Below are 14,916 nucleotides of genomic sequence, written 5' to 3' on the forward strand. Positions count from 1 at the left end.
CAAAGGGGCAGCTCGTGACAAAAAATGTCAGCTGTCTGACGCCATTTTGCGGGCGGTCTGGGTGGTGCTATAACGCCGGTTGTAGCCAAAGGCAGGAATGACGATGAACGAGACGGTGATGTTGTCGGGGCTGGCGCGACAGTTGGTGGATGCTCAGCTGTTGGCGGAGGCGGCAGCGCAACAGGCGGTGGTCAAGGCCAAGCAGGCCAAGGTGCCGCTGGTGACCTATCTCGTTCAGCAGCGGCTGGTGCAAAGCCGGCCGCTGGCAGAATTGGCTGCTCAGGAGTTCGGTGTGCCCTTTTTGGATCTATCGGCCATCGACAAGGAGCAACTGCCCAAGGACATCGTCAATGAAAAGCTGATGCAACAGCATCACTTCTTGCCGCTGAGCAAGAGAGGTAACAAGCTTTTCATCGCGCTCTCGGATCCGACCAACCAGCAGGCCATTAACGATGTGTCCTTTGGCAGCAAGCTGGCGGTCGAGGTCGTGCTGGTCGAGGACGACAAGCTCCATCAGGCCATCGAGCGGTATCTGGATACGGGTACGGGTGGTTTGGATCTGGGTGACATTGATCTCGACCTGGAGACAGATGGCAGCGAGCGTCCTCAAGAAGCCGTAGCCGGCACCGATGCCGACGATGCGCCCGTGGTGAAGTTCGTCAACAAGATGCTGCTTGATGCCATCAAGAAGGGCTCGTCCGACCTGCACTTTGAGCCCTATGAAAAGATGTACCGGGTGCGCTTCCGCACTGACGGCGTCCTGCACGAGGCGGCGCGGCCGCCGGTTCAGCTGGTGTCACGGATATCGGCGCGGCTCAAAGTGATGTCCAATATGGATATCTCCGAGCGGCGTAAACCTCAGGATGGGCGGGTCAAGCTCAAGGTCTCCAAGACCAAGTCTATCGACTTCCGGGTCAACACCCTGCCCACGCTCTGGGGCGAGAAGATTGTGATGCGGATTCTGGACTCCTCCAGCGCCCAGATGGGGATTGATGCCCTGGGCTACGAGGATGCGCAGAAGGAGCTCTATCTGCAGGCGCTCAAGCAGCCGCAGGGGATGATTCTGGTGACCGGGCCGACCGGTTCGGGCAAGACGGTCTCCCTCTATACCGGCCTCAATATCCTCAATACCGAAGACATCAATATTTCCACCGCGGAAGACCCGGTGGAGATCAACCTGGAAGGCATCAATCAGGTCAACGTCAATCCTCGTCAGGGACTCGACTTCTCCCAGGCGCTACGGGCCTTCCTGCGTCAGGATCCTGACGTGATCATGGTCGGTGAGATTCGGGATCTGGAAACGGCGGAAATTGCTATCAAGGCAGCCCAGACCGGTCACATGGTGATGTCGACCCTGCACACCAACAGCGCGGCGGAAACCCTGACCCGCTTGCGTAACATGGGCGTGCCGGCCTTCAACCTGGCGACTTCGGTCAACTTGATCATTGCCCAGCGTCTGGCGCGCAAGCTGTGCAATAAATGCAAGAGAATCCATGAGGTGCCCCGTGAGGCTCTCTTGGCCGAGGGATTTCGCGAGGAAGAGATCGGTAGCTTTACCCTCTACCAACCCATTGGCTGTGAGGACTGCAATGCCGGTTATCGCGGACGCGTGGGTATCTATGAGGTGGTGAAGGTCACCCCGGCGCTGCAGCAGATGATCATGGAGGAAGGCAACTCCATCGAGATCGCGGCGCGGATGCGGAAAGAGGGCTTCAATGATCTGCGGCGGTCGGGACTGGTGAAGGCGATGCAGGGGATTACCAGTCTGGAAGAGATCAATCGGGTGACCAAGGACTAACGGACGCCCTCACCCTAGCCCTCTCCCAGAGGGAGAGGGGGGACTTGATCGGAACGGGGGTTGTTGATCGCGCATAAGGCCTCAGCATCACAGAGCATCTATAACTCCGGGATATGGCGCGATGCTTGCCTCTAAAGCCACAACCCGCTCTGCACAGAGCATTCTTTTGACAGGTCCGCCAAGGCGGGCCGAGTCTTTGACGAGTCAAGGCCATGGCCGATAAAGCTATCAAGATGGGCAGCTTCACCTGGGAGGGGACCGATCGCAAAGGGACCAAGGTGAAGGGTGAGATGACGGGCTTGAATCCTGCGTTGATCAAGGCGCAGTTGCGTAAGCAGGGGATCAACCCGACCCGGGTGCGCAAGAAATCGGTGTCGCTATTCGGCAAGGGCAAGAAGATCAAGCCCATGGACATCGCCCTGTTCACCCGACAGCTGGCGACCATGATGAGCGCGGGTGTGCCCCTGCTGCAGGCCTTCGACATCATTGGCGAGGGCTTCGACAATCCCAACATGCGCAAGATGGTGGACGACATCAAGCAGGATGTCGCCGCGGGTAACAGCCTGGCCAACTCTCTGCGCAAGCAACCCCAATACTTCGACGATCTCTATTGCAACCTGGTGGACGCTGGCGAGCAATCCGGTGCCCTGGAGACCTTGCTGGATCGAGTGGCCACCTACAAGGAAAAGACCGAGGCGCTGAAAAAGAAGATCAAGAAGGCCATGACCTATCCTGCGGCGGTGATTGTCGTCGCGGTAATCGTCTCGGCCATTCTGTTGATCAAGGTAGTGCCTCAGTTCCAGTCGGTGTTCGAAGGCTTCGGTGCTCAGTTGCCGGCGTTCACCCTTATGGTCATCGCCATTTCCGAGGTCTTGCAGGAATGGTGGTTGTTGGTACTGGGCGGGCTCTTCGTATTGGCGTTCGTCCTGCGGCACTTCTATAAGAAATCGGAGAAATTCCGCGACGCGGTCGACCGTGGATTACTGAAGATCCCATTGATCGGCTCCATTCTCTATAAATCGGCCATTGCCCGTTATGCTCGCACGCTGGCCACCACCTTCGCGGCCGGTGTGCCGCTGGTGGATGCTCTCGATTCGGTGGCGGGTGCGACCGGCAACGTGGTGTTCCGCAATGCCGTGGAGAAGATCAAGGGCGATGTCTCCACCGGCATGCAGCTCAACTTCTCCATGCGTACCACCGGGGTGTTCTCGTCCATGGCCATCCAGATGACGGCGATCGGCGAGGAGTCCGGCTCCCTGGACGAGATGCTGTCCAAGGTCGCGACCTTCTATGAAGACGAGGTCGACAACATGGTCGACAACCTCACCACCCTGATGGAGCCGATGATCATGGCGGTTCTGGGGGTCCTGGTGGGTGGTCTGATCATTGCCATGTACCTGCCCATCTTCCAGCTCGGCTCGGTGGTTTGATGGCGCTGCTGGAGTTCCTGGCCGGCGCGCCGCTGGCCGCGGCGCTGTGCGCGCTGATCCTGGGGTTGCTGGTAGGCAGCTTTCTCAATGTGGTGGTCTATCGCCTGCCGGTGATGCTGAGGCGCGACTGGCAGGCGGAGGCGCGTGAGGTGCTGGAATTGCCGCCCGAACCGGCGGGAGCGCCTTTCAATCTGGCGCGACCCGCTTCCCGCTGCCCCCATTGCCAGCGTGCCGTGCGGCCCTGGGAAAACGTGCCAGTGTTGAGCTATCTGCTCTTGCGCGGTCGTTGCAAGGGCTGTCAGTCGAGCATCAGCCTGCGTTATCCAATAGTGGAGTTGGCCTGCGGACTGCTATCCGCTTGGGTGATCTGGCATCTAGGCCTCACCTGGCAGGGCGGGGCTTTCCTGCTGCTGACCTGGGGGCTGCTGGCGGCCAGTCTGATCGATGCCGATCATCAGCTGTTGCCGGATGTGATCGTCTTGCCGCTGTTGTGGCTGGGGTTGATCGTCAATCAGTTCGGGCTGTTCACCACCCTCAGCGATGCCGTCTGGGGGGCGGTGGTGGGCTATCTGAGTCTCTGGCTGGTGTTCCAGCTGTTTCGCCTGGTGACTGGCAAGGAGGGCATGGGTTATGGCGACTTCAAGCTGCTGGCGCTACTAGGTGCCTGGGGTGGCTGGCAGATCCTGCCGCTCACCATCCTGCTGTCGTCGCTGGTGGGCGCCATCCTGGGTGTCATCACCCTGCGGCTGCGGCGGGCGAAAACCAGTACGCCCTTGCCCTTCGGTCCCTATCTGGCCGTGGCGGGGTGGATTGCCTTGCTCTGGGGTGATCAAATAACCGGCCTGTACCTGAATTTCGCCGGATTCCGATGACTTCTGCCTGGACCCTCGGCCTGACCGGGGGCATCGGCAGTGGCAAGAGCGCCGCTGCCGAACATTTCGCCCAGTTGGGCATCACCTGTGTCGACGCCGACCAGGCCGCCCGCTGGGTGGTGGAGCCGGGCCGACCGGCGCTGGCCGAGATCGCCAGGCATTTTTCGCCGGCTGTCTTGCAGCCGGACGGCAGCCTGAACCGGGCGGCGCTACGGGCGGCGATCTTTGCCGATCCGGCCGAGCGGCGCTGGCTCGAAGCCCTGCTGCATCCCCTGATTCGCCAGGAGATCCTGGCGGCCCTGGCCCGGGCCGCGTCGCCCTATGCCATCCTGGTGTCGCCGCTGCTGTTCGAATCCGGGCAACGGGCACTGGTCCGCCGCGGGCTGGTGATAGACGCGCCGGAAGCCCTCCAGCTTGAGCGAGCCATGCGCCGTGACGGGGTGGACGAGGCTCAGGTACGAGCCATCCTGGCGGCCCAGCTGCCGCGGGCCGAGCGCCTGGCCAAGGCGGATGACGTCATCTGCAACGACGGCGATCTCGCCATGCTCCACACCGAAGTGGAGCGCCTGCATTCCTTTTATCTGACCCTTGACGGAGGCCAAGCATGAGCACTCTCACCGTGGACTGCCCCACCTGTGGCGCACCCGTGGAATGGAGCGAGAAGAGCGCCAATCGGCCCTTCTGTTCCGACCGCTGCAAACTGATCGACCTGGGGGCCTGGGCGGCGGAAGAACATGCCATCCCGGGCAATGAGCTGGAAGACGATCTCTATTCGGAAAACCTTAATCGGCGCGGCCACTAAGCTTTGTTTGAAACGTGCCTGCGCTCGGTCATGCGGCGTTAAAAATTCGTTCGGAATGCTCATTTACCACTCGTAAACTCCGCTTCCTCACAAATTTTTGCCTTGCCTGACCTTCGCTCGGCGACTTTTCAGACAAGCTTAGGACGCGCCTTCCTCTATAGCCGTTGCGTCCACGCCTGGGCGGTGGCCAGGGCCGCCTGGCGCAGCTTGGCCGCCAGTTCGGGTTTCTCGTATTCCAGCGGACTCGACGCCGTCACCGTATGGATGCGGTCGCGCTTGATAAAGAACACCTGGGTGCCCAGCAAGGGCTTGCTGCAGGCACTGGCGCCTTCGCCGAGGCCGTCGATGGCCTTGCACTCCAGTTGCTCGCTGAGCGATTGCACCTGTCGCCGCAGCTTGGGCAGCGCCCTGCCACCGTTCTCGTAGCCCGCCGACAGGCCCAGCAGATAGTTGGCCGGCTGGCCGGTGTCGCGATCAGTGAAGGCGCAGCCGCCGGCGATCTGCCGGGCATAGGCCAGGGGCAGGCCGGAGGTCTGCTGGAGCAGCGGCAATGGCAACTGGGCCTGCAGGCTGGCGCAGTCGACGGGTTCGCCGTTATCGGCATGGGCGAGGGCAGCGCCCAGGAGCAGGGGAAGGGCAACGAGGAAACGCATGAAAACATCCTGTCGATGGCCAGCGGCCGATAGAGGCCGAGTCTACCGGCTGGAGCCCCGTCTCAGGCGGGAAGACGGGAGCGGCTGTGCGCTGCGTCATGCGTCGGTCAGCACATTGCGGACTAGTATCCGGCGCGGGTGATCCTTACCCTGGCCGCAGACAGCGAACAGCGAGGCGTAGGATGTCCGAGGCGCTCACTCCCGGATTCATGGTGGTACACGGCAACCGGCTCGAAGAGCTGCGCGGCCTGGCGGTCGGCTGGATGCGGCGCTATCCCCTGGCGCCACTGGAAAACGAACAGGTGCTGGTGCAGAGCAATGGCATCGCCCAATGGCTCAAGCTGGCTCTGGCCGAGGATCCGCGCGGGGACGACGAGGGCGGCTGCGGGGTGGCCGCAGCCCTTGAGGTGCAGTTGCCGGCGGCCTTTCTCTGGCGGACCTATCGCCAGGTACTGGGTCGTGACCAGGTACCGCCATCCTCGCCGCTGGACCGCGCGCCCCTGACCTGGCGCCTGATGCGGCTGTTGCCGACGCTGCTCCTACAGCCGGACTTCGCCGCGCTGCGGCGCTTTCTCGATGATGACGGCGATCTGCGCAAGAGATACCAGCTGGCCGAACGGCTGGCCGATCTCTATGACGGCTACCAAGTCTATCGCGCCGACTGGCTCAACGACTGGGCGGCGGGTCGCGATCTGCTGGCCAGCCTGCGCGACGGTCGGCGTCCCTTGCCGGAAAGTTGCCGTTGGCAGGCGCAGCTCTGGCGGGCGCTGCTGGATGATGTGGGCGATGGTGGTCTGGCCCGCAGCCGTGCCGGTGTGCACCGGCGCTTTTTGGAGGTGATGCAGGCGGCTACCGAAGCGCCGGCCGGTCTACCGCGGCGGGTGGTGATTTTTGGTCTGTCGGCGATCCCGGCGCAGACCCTCGAAGCTCTGGCTGCCCTGGCCCAGTTCAGCCAGGTACTGCTCTGCGTACACAATCCCTGTCGCCATCACTGGTCCGACATCGTTGCCGACCAGGATCTCCTACGGCAGAACTATCGGCGCCAGCAGCGCAAGCCGGGCATGCCCCAGACGCTGGATGCCGAGGCGCTGCATCAGCATGGTCAGCCGCTGCTCGCGAGCTGGGGCAAGCAGGGCCGCGACTACATCCACCTGCTGGACGAGTTCGACGAGCCCGACGGTTATCGTCGGCTGTTCGAGGACCTCAACGGCGGACGCATCGACCTCTTCGCCGACACCGAACCCCAGCATCTGCTCGGTCAGTTGCAGGACGATATCCTCGAATTGCGTCCGCTGACCGAGACCCGCGAGCGTTGGCCGGCGGTCGATCCGGCGCGGGACAGATCCATGCGCTTCCATGTGGCCCACAGTCCCCAGCGCGAGGTGGAGATTCTCCACGACCAGCTCCTGGCGCGCTTCAACAGCGACAGCAGCCTCCGGCCGCGCGACGTCATCGTCATGGTGCCGGACATCGACGCCTATGCGCCGCACATCCGTGCGGTGTTCGGCCAGCTCGACCGCCAGGATCCGCGCTTCATTCCCTTCAGCCTGGCCGACCAGCACCAGCGCGGTTTCCAGCCCCTGCTGATCGCCCTGGAGCATCTGCTGCAATTGCCCGACAGCCGCTTCGCCCTGAGCGAGATCCTCGATCTGCTGGATGTCCCGGCGCTGCGTGCCCGCTTCGGCCTGCGTGAGGGCGATCTGCCGACCCTGCACCTCTGGCTGGAAGGCGCCGGCGTGCGCTGGGGGCTGGATGCCGAGCAGCGCAGTCGCCTTGACCTGCCCGAAGGCCTGACCCAGAACACCTGGCGCTTCGGCCTGAGGCGCATGCTGCTGGGCTATGCCGTGGGTAGCGGCGCCGCTCTGGGCGATATCGAGCCCTTCGACGAGGTGGGTGGCCTGGACGCGGCGCTGGTCGGGCCGCTGGTGGATCTGCTCGATGCGCTGGATGCGGCCCAGGCGGCGCTGGCCCAGTCGGCCCGGCCGGCGGAGTGGGGCGCCCGCCTGCAGGCGCTGCTGGCGCTGTTCTTCAGCGCCCAGGACGAGCATGACGAATACCTGCTGGAGCAGCTGGAAAATCTACGCGAGCGCTGGCTCGAACTGTGCGAGGACGTCGCCCTGGACGAAGAGCTGCCGCTCACCGTGGTCCGCGAGGCCTGGCTGGCCGGACTGGACAGCGGGGGCCTGGCCCAGCGCTTTCTCGCCGGGGCGGTCAATTTCTGCACCCTGATGCCCATGCGCGCCATCCCCTTCCGCGTGGTCTGTCTGCTGGGCATGCACGACGGTGCCTACCCGCGCATCCAGTCGCCGCTGGATTTCGACCTTATGGCCCAGGACTATCGCCCCGGTGACCGCTCGCGGCGCGAGGACGATCGCTATCTGCTGCTGGAGGCGCTGCTCTCGGCGCGCGATCAGTTCTATGTCAGCTGGGTGGGGCGCAGCATCCGCGACAACAGTGAGCGCCCGCCGTCGGTGCTGGTCGCCCAGTTGCGTGACCATCTCCAGGCCGGTTGGCGGCTGGCGGGGCATGAAGAGGAACCGGAGCGCCTCCTGGCGGCTCTGACCCAGGCGCATCCGCTGCAACCCTTCAGCGCCCGTTACTTCCGCGGCGAACGTGGGTATTTCAGCTTTGCCGCTGAATGGCTGGGCGTGCATGACCGCACCACGCGCAATGAGGATGCCCTGCTGCCGCTGCTGGTACCCGAAGAGCCCCTGGGCCTCGATGATCTCGCCCGCTTTCTGCGCGGACCGGTGGATCTGTTCTTCGCCAATCGCCTCAAGGTGCACTTCGCGGCGCCCGATGCACCGGCGGAAAACGAAGAACCCTTCGGCCTGGACGCCCTGACCCGCTACCAGTTGGGCGAAGACCTGCTGGCGGCGGCGCTGGCCACGCCGGCCGAGGCGGATCAGGCGCTGATGGCCGCCGCCGAGCGCCTGCGCGGCAGCGGTCGTTTGCCGCTGGCGGGCTTTGGCGAACGGGCCGGGCGGGCCTTGCGCGAGCCTCTGCCTGCCGTGGTCGCCCAGGTCGAGGCCCTGACGCTACGCTGGCCCGAACCCCTGGAAGAGGCCGTGACCCTGGATCTCGAACACAAAGCGCTGCAATTGGTGGCCAACCTCGAACGCCTGCGTCGTGGTCCTGAAGGGCTGCTGGCCCTGACCGCTCAGGCCAATGGCCTGGGCAGCACCCGTACCCGCAAATGGCACCGATTGCTACGGCCCTGGGTGCAGCATCTGGTCGCTGCGGCGGGTGGCCTGAAATTGACCACCGCGGTGGTGGCGACCGATCTGACCCTGCTGCTGGCGCCGCTGGACGCTGAGCTGGCCCGGCGGCAGCTGGATGAATTGCTTGATGCCTGGGCACTGGGCCAGCGGCGTCCGCTGCCGGTGGCGCCGCGCACCGCCTTTGCCTGGCTGGCCAATGAGCCGGACAAGGCCCTGGCCGCGGCCGAGCAGGCCTATCAGGGCGAGGCGGCGACCCATCCGGCGCTGCGTCGGCAGTATCCGGACTTCGCTGCGCTGCTGGCCGACGAGGAATTCGACGGCTGGTGCCAGACCCTCTATGCGCCGGTGCATACCGCCGGCTGGCAGGTGGTTGGTGGGGAGGGACAGGCATGAGCCAGCGTCCGCTCGCCCTGCGCTTTCCGCTGCAGGGCAATCAGCTCATCGAAGCCAGTGCCGGCACCGGCAAGACCTTCACCATCTCCGCGCTCTATGTGCGTCTGGTGCTGGGCCACGGTACGTCCGAGACGGCCTTTGGCCGCGACCTGTTGCCGCCGCAGATCCTGGTGGTGACCTTTACCGAGGCCGCCACCCAGGAGTTGCGCGACCGCATTCGTCATCGCCTGGCCGAGGCGGCGCGCTTCTTCCGTGACGAGATCGTGGCGCCCGATCCTTTGCTTGCCGAATTGCGCGAGGACTTTCCCGCCGAGGCCTGGGCCGATTGCGCCCGGCGCCTGGACATCGCCGCCCAGTGGATGGACGAGGCGGCCGTCTCCACCATCCACAGCTGGTGCCAACGCATGCTGCGCGAGCACGCCTTCGACAGCGGCAGTCTCTTCGTGCAGAACCTGGAGCAGGACCAGAGTGAATTGCTCGCCCAGGTGGTGCGCGACTACTGGCGGCGCTTCTGTTATCCGCTGGAGGGCGAGGCGCTGGACTGGGTGATCGAGCACTGGGGCGAACCCCGCGCCCTGGCCTTGCGCCTGCGACCCCTGTTGAGCGAGGCCTTGGGTGCGCCCAGGGGCGAACCCGCCGCCTTGCTGGCCACCGCCCTGGCCGAACGCCGAGAGCGGTTGGCACGGCTCAAGGCGCCCTGGGCCCAGTGGGCGGAAGAGTTGCGCGATCTCTGCCAGGCCGGCTGCGACGCCAAGGTGGTCGATGGTCGCAAATTGCAGAAGCGGTTCTTCGGGCCCTGGTGCGACAAGCTGGTCGCCTGGGCGGACAACCCCACCGGTGAAGACCTCGATATCGGCACCGGCTTCACCCGGCTGACCGAGGAGGGCTTCGCCGAGGTCTGGACCAAGGCCAGCCCGCCGGATCATCCGGCCCTGGCGGCCATGGCGCGCCTGCCCGGGCAACTGGCCGAGCTGCCCAGTCCCGAGGTGCCCCTGCTGGAACACGCCGCGGCCTGGGTGCAGCAGAAATTCGAGCGCGAGAAGCTGCGCCGCGCCGAGCTGGGCTTCGACGACATCCTCACCCGTCTGGATCGGGCACTGCAGGCCGATGGCGCCGGGGCGCGGCTGGCGGCGCTGATCCGCGAGCAGTTTCCGGTGGCGCTGATCGACGAATTCCAGGACACCGATCCGGTGCAGTACCGCATCTTCAGCACCGTCTACGGCGCAGGAGAGGGCGCCGGGCTGTTCCTGATCGGCGATCCCAAGCAGGCCATCTATGCCTTCCGCGGCGCCGATATCCATACCTATCTGCAGGCCCGCCGCGCCAATGCCGGCCACCTGCATTCGCTGGACACCAACTTCCGCTCCACCGCCGCCATGGTCGCGGCGGTCAACCAGGTATTCCAGCATGGCGAGATGACGGCACCGCGCGCCGCCTTCCTGTTTCGCCAGGGCGAGGACAATCCGGTGCCCTTCGAACCGGTCCGTGCCCAGGGCCGGCGCGAAGCCCTGGAGATTGACGGCGTACCGGGCGCGGCCCTGACCTTCTGGCAACTGGCGGGCGACGAGCCGCTGGCCGGTACCGCTTATCGCGCCACCCTGGCCGAGAGCACCGCCAGCGAGATCGTCCGGCTGCTGAGCCTGGCCGCCGAGGGCAAGGCTGGCTTTCGCCGTGAAGACGGCGAACTGGTGCCGCTGCGGCCCGCCGATATCGCCATCCTGGTGCGCGCCGGCAGCGAGGCCCAGGCGGTCCGCCAGGCCCTGGTGCGCCGTGGGGTGCGTAGCGTCTATCTGTCGGACAAGGATTCGGTGTTCACCGCCCAGGAGGCCCGCTGCCTGCTGGACTGGCTCAAGGCCTGTGCCGAGCCCGATGTGGATCGCCGGCTGCGCGCGGCCCTGGGCAGCCTGACCCTCGACCTGCCGTTGGCCGAGTTGGATGCCCTCAACCACGACGAGCAGGCCTGGGAGTCGCGGGTGCTGCAATTCCGTGGCTATCGCCAGCTCTGGCGCACCCAGGGCGTGTTGCCCATGTTGCGCCGCCTGCTGCAGGACTTCCGCCTGCCGCAGCGGTTGATGGCCCGTGCCGATGGCGAGCGGGTGCTGACCAATCTGCTGCACCTCGCCGAACTGCTGCAGCGCGCCGCTGGCGAGCTGGACGGCGAACAGGCGCTGATCCGCTACCTGGCCGAGCAACTGGCCGCCCAGGGCGCCGCCGACGAGCAGATCCTGCGCCTGGAAAGCGACGCCGAGCTGGTCAAGGTGGTGACGGTGCACAAGTCCAAGGGCCTGGAGTATCCGCTGGTGTTCCTGCCCTTCGCCTGCGCCTATCGCGCCGAGGAGGGCGCCAGCCTGCCACTGCGCTATCACGACGACCAGGGCCAGTTGCGCCGTACCTTCAAACCCTCCGCCGAGGAGCTGGCCCGCGCCGACGACGAACGCCTGGCTGAAGACCTGCGGCTGCTCTATGTCGCCCTGACCCGGGCCCGCCACGCCTGCTGGGTCGGGGTGGCCGATCTCAAACGTGGCCGCAGCAAGGAGTCCGGCTTCGCCCGCAGCGCCCTGGGTTATCTGGCCACCGGCGGCGAGCCCCTGGCCAGTTCAGCAGCCCTGGGAACGGCGTTGGCCACCCTGATCGGCGCGCAATCCGACACCCTTATCCTGCCGCTGCCCGAGGCGGATCCGACCCGGCTGCCGGAAGCCCGCGAGGCCCCGGTGACCCTCAGGGCGCTGACGGCCCGTCGCGCGGCCCGCGAGGACTGGTGGATCGCCTCCTACAGCGCCCTGCGCATCGGCACGCGCCTAGGCGAAGCGCGGGAGGAAGGCCAGCTGAACCTGGAACTGGATCTGGATACCCCGGCGGCCCAGAAGCTGTTCGACGATGACCGTCTCGCCCCGGACGAGGCTCGCCAGCCCGCGGCCGGCGAAGACCTGCATCGCTTTCCCCGCGGCCCCGGTCCGGGCACCTTCCTGCACAGCCTGTTGGAGTGGGTCGGCGAAGAAGGCTTCGCCGCCATCCAGGCCGCGCCCGAGCGGCTGGATGACCTGATCGCCCGGCGTTGCCAGCGACGCGGCTGGAATCACTGGATTCCCATCCTGCAGGGCTGGCTGCGCCAGTTGCTGGAGCTGCCGCTGCCCTTGCCGGGGGGAGGCCAGCGCCTGGGCGAACTGGCGCGCTATCAGGTGGAGATGGAGTTCTGGTTCGCCACCCATGGCGTCGATCTGGAGCGGCTGGACGATCTGGTTCGCCGCGGCACCCATGGCGGCCAGGCACGGCCGATGCTGGAGCCGGGCCAGCTCAATGGTCTGTTCAAGGGCTTCATCGACCTGGTGTTCGAGCACGAGGGGCGCTATTTCGTAGTGGATTACAAGTCCAACTGGCTGGGCGCCGAGGCCGGCGCCTATACCCGCGCGGCCATGGAAGCCGCCGTCCTGGCCAAGCGTTACGACCTACAGTACGTGCTCTACAGCCTGGCCGTGCACCGCCTGCTCAAGGCGCGGCTGCCCGGCTACAGCTACGAGCGCCACTTCGGCGGCGCCGTCTACCTCTTCCTGCGCGGCTGCGATCCTGCCGGCCACGGCGTCTTCGTCGATCGTCCCGCCCAGGCCCTGATCGAGACCCTGGATTTGCTGTTCAGCGGTGCGGAGATTGCCCATGTCTGATTTCAGCCCCGCTACCGAACGGCTGCTGCGCCTGGCGTCCCTGGCCCAGGAGCGCCCCCTGGCACCGCTCGAACAGCGCGATGACCTCTTTCGCCTGCTGGAGCTCTGGGTGCAGCGCGGCTGGCTGCGCCAGGTGGACCGGGCCTTCACCAGCTTTCTCGGTGAACTCGATCCCCAGGGCGACTCGGCGGTGCTGCTGGCCGCGGCCCTGGCCAGCCATCAGCTCGGCCATGGCCATGTCTGCCTGGATCTCGCCGCCACCCTGCGCAATCCCGATGCCGCCCTGTCGCTGCCGCCCGAGGGCGACGAGGCGCGTGCGTCGCTGTTGCCGTCGCAGTTGCTGCACGGCCATACCCTGGAGGCCTGGCGGCAGGCGCTGCTGGCCAGCGTGCTGGTCGATGCCGACGGCAGCTGTCCGGAGCGACCGCTGGTGCTCGGCGGTGAGCGCCTCTATCTGCGCCGCTACTGGAATTACGAGCGCGCGGTGGCCGCCAGCCTGCGCCAGCGCCTGGCCACCCCGGAGCCGTTGCCGGCGGATCTCGCCGAGCGTCTCGACCGGCTGTTTCCGCCGGACCCCGACGCGGGCGGCGAACCCGACTGGCAGAAGCTGGCTTGCGCCCTGGCGGTGCGTGGTGCCTTCAGCATCGTCACCGGCGGCCCCGGGACCGGCAAGACCACCACCGTGGTGCGGCTGCTGGCGCTGCTCCAGGCGCCGGCGGTGGCGGCCGGTCGGCCCCTGCGTATCCGCCTGGCCGCGCCCACGGGCAAGGCGGCCGCGCGGCTCACCGAATCCATCGGCGGCCAGGTCAGTCGCCTGCCGGTGGACGACGAACTGCGCCGGCACATCCCTACGGGAGTGACCACGGTGCACCGGCTGCTGGGCAGTCGGCCCAATACCCGTCACTTCCGCCATCACCGCGGGCATCCCTTGCCGCTGGACGTGCTGGTGGTGGACGAAGCCTCGATGATCGACCTGGAAATGATGGCCAGCCTGCTGGCGGCCCTGCCGCCGCGGGCGCGACTGGTGCTGCTCGGCGACAAGGACCAGCTGGCCTCGGTGGAGGCGGGCGCGGTGCTGGGCGATCTCTGCCGGGATGCCGAAGCCGGACGCTACAGTCCGGCCACCCGGGCCTGGCTGGAAGGGGTGAGTGGCCAGTCGCTGGCCCAGGCGGCGCTGGCGGTCGGCGACGACCAGGGTGACGCCCTGGCCCAGCAGGTGGTGATGCTCAGGCGCTCGCGCCGCTTCGGCGCCGGCAGCGGTATCGGCCAACTGGCGCGCCGGGTCAATGCCCAGGACGGCATGGGCGCGCAGCAGGTGCTGGTCGACGGCGGCTACGCCGACCTGCACCGGGTGCTGCTCAAGGGGCCGGAGGATCGCGCCCTGGAGCGTCTGGTACTGGAAGGACGTGGGCGCGCCCGTGGCTATCGTCATTATCTTGAGGTCCTGCATGAGACGCGGCCGCAACTCGACAGCGTGCTGGAGGATCCGGTCTGGACGCGCTGGGCCGGCCAGGTGCTGGCCGCCTTCGACGACTTCCAGCTGCTCTGCGCCGTGCGCAAGGGCCCCTGGGGCGTGGAGGGCCTCAATCTGCGCATCGCCAACGCCCTGTTGACCGCCGGTTTGCTCACGGGCGAGCACGGCTGGTACGAAGGCCGTCCGGTGCTGGTGACGCGCAACGACTACAGCCTGGGGCTGATGAACGGTGACATCGGCATCACCCTCTGCCTGCCGGACGCCAATCAGCCGGGGCGCAAGGTCCTGCGGGTCGCCTTTCCCCGCGGCGATGGCAGCGGCGGTCTGAGATTCGTCCTGCCCAGCCGGTTGGCGGCGGTGGACACGGTGTTCGCCATGACCGTGCACAAGTCCCAGGGCTCGGAATTCGCCCACACCGCGCTGCTGCTGCCCGAGCAGCTCAGTCCGGTGCTGACCAAGGAGCTGGTCTATACCGGCATCACCCGGGCGCGCGATGATTTCACCCTGATCGAGGCCCGCGGCGGCATCTTCGCCGAGGCCGTGGCCCGTCGAGTCCGCCGTGTCAGTGGCCTGGACCTGGATTTGCGAAACACTGTGTAAATGTACAGATAAAC

The 14,916-nt window shown here is 66.2% G+C and carries 9 protein-coding genes; 8 read left to right on the forward strand and 1 reads right to left on the reverse strand.

Features of this window, described 5'->3' with window-relative positions; genetic code table 11:
- Window positions 1–103 precede the first annotated feature (103 nt).
- The 5 genes from pilB to yacG all read left to right on the forward strand — a co-directional run bounded on the left by pilB (window position 104) and on the right by yacG (window position 4,902).
- On the forward strand, window positions 104–1,798 hold the full coding sequence (gene pilB, locus NRG74_RS21780) for a type IV-A pilus assembly ATPase PilB (RefSeq protein ID WP_257705296.1): 1,695 nt from the start codon (window positions 104–106) through the stop codon (window positions 1,796–1,798).
- 212 nt (window positions 1,799–2,010) lie between these two features.
- Entirely contained in the window at window positions 2,011–3,228 is a 1,218-nt protein-coding gene (locus NRG74_RS21785) for a type II secretion system F family protein (protein WP_027600839.1), read from the forward strand.
- Entirely contained in the window at window positions 3,228–4,100 is an 873-nt protein-coding gene (locus tag NRG74_RS21790) for a prepilin peptidase (protein ID WP_257705297.1), read from the forward strand. Before NRG74_RS21785 ends, NRG74_RS21790 begins: the two co-directional genes overlap by 1 nt.
- The gene (gene coaE, locus NRG74_RS21795; RefSeq protein ID WP_017640819.1) at window positions 4,097–4,708 is read left to right on the forward strand and encodes a dephospho-CoA kinase; all 612 of its coding nucleotides are present in this window, start codon (window positions 4,097–4,099) and stop codon (window positions 4,706–4,708) included. Before NRG74_RS21790 ends, coaE begins: the two co-directional genes overlap by 4 nt.
- Window positions 4,705–4,902, forward strand: coding sequence for a DNA gyrase inhibitor YacG (gene yacG, locus NRG74_RS21800; protein WP_257705298.1), 198 nt, complete (start codon window positions 4,705–4,707; stop codon window positions 4,900–4,902). The genes coaE and yacG overlap by 4 nt, the downstream gene beginning before the upstream one ends.
- A gap of 155 nt (window positions 4,903–5,057) precedes the next feature.
- Here the strand turns inward: yacG and NRG74_RS21805 are convergent, their stop codons facing one another.
- Window positions 5,058–5,555: a hypothetical protein gene (locus NRG74_RS21805; protein ID WP_173149049.1), complete on the reverse strand. Its 498-nt coding sequence runs from the start codon at window positions 5,553–5,555 to the stop codon at window positions 5,058–5,060.
- A 182-nt stretch (window positions 5,556–5,737) separates the two neighbouring features.
- Between NRG74_RS21805 and recC the strand changes: the two genes are divergently transcribed.
- The 3 genes from recC to recD are packed head-to-tail and all read left to right on the forward strand — an operon-like array spanning window position 5,738 to window position 14,902.
- Window positions 5,738–9,169 (forward strand): exodeoxyribonuclease V subunit gamma, encoded by a 3,432-nt coding sequence (gene recC, locus NRG74_RS21810; RefSeq protein WP_257705299.1) that lies wholly within the window; start codon window positions 5,738–5,740, stop codon window positions 9,167–9,169.
- Window positions 9,166–12,828, forward strand: a complete 3,663-nt coding sequence (gene recB / locus NRG74_RS21815; RefSeq protein WP_257705300.1) for an exodeoxyribonuclease V subunit beta — start codon at window positions 9,166–9,168, stop codon at window positions 12,826–12,828. The genes recC and recB overlap by 4 nt, the downstream gene beginning before the upstream one ends.
- On the forward strand, window positions 12,821–14,902 hold the full coding sequence (recD, locus tag NRG74_RS21820; protein WP_257705301.1) for an exodeoxyribonuclease V subunit alpha: 2,082 nt from the start codon (window positions 12,821–12,823) through the stop codon (window positions 14,900–14,902). The genes recB and recD overlap by 8 nt, the downstream gene beginning before the upstream one ends.
- Window positions 14,903–14,916 lie beyond the last annotated feature (14 nt).

It is taken from the genome of Pseudomonas oryzihabitans, assembly GCF_024652905.1.
In the GTDB taxonomy this organism is placed as follows: Bacteria; Pseudomonadota; Gammaproteobacteria; order Pseudomonadales; family Pseudomonadaceae; genus Chryseomonas; species Chryseomonas benzopyrenica.

Bases quoted from the DNA above. Each gene is read 5' to 3' on its own strand.
- NRG74_RS21805 (WP_173149049.1), bottom strand. From the start codon at position 5,555: ATGCGTTTCCTCGTTGCCCTTCCCCTGCTCCTGGGCGCTGCCCTCGCC.
- yacG (WP_257705298.1), top strand. From the start codon at position 4,705: ATGAGCACTCTCACCGTGGACTGCCCCACCTGTGGCGCACCCGTGGAA.
- recB (WP_257705300.1), top strand. From the start codon at position 9,166: ATGAGCCAGCGTCCGCTCGCCCTGCGCTTTCCGCTGCAGGGCAATCAG.
- recC (WP_257705299.1), top strand. From the start codon at position 5,738: ATGTCCGAGGCGCTCACTCCCGGATTCATGGTGGTACACGGCAACCGG.
- pilB (WP_257705296.1), top strand. From the start codon at position 104: ATGAACGAGACGGTGATGTTGTCGGGGCTGGCGCGACAGTTGGTGGAT.
- NRG74_RS21790 (WP_257705297.1), top strand. From the start codon at position 3,228: ATGGCGCTGCTGGAGTTCCTGGCCGGCGCGCCGCTGGCCGCGGCGCTG.
- recD (WP_257705301.1), top strand. From the start codon at position 12,821: ATGTCTGATTTCAGCCCCGCTACCGAACGGCTGCTGCGCCTGGCGTCC.
- coaE (WP_017640819.1), top strand. From the start codon at position 4,097: ATGACTTCTGCCTGGACCCTCGGCCTGACCGGGGGCATCGGCAGTGGC.
- NRG74_RS21785 (WP_027600839.1), top strand. From the start codon at position 2,011: ATGGCCGATAAAGCTATCAAGATGGGCAGCTTCACCTGGGAGGGGACC.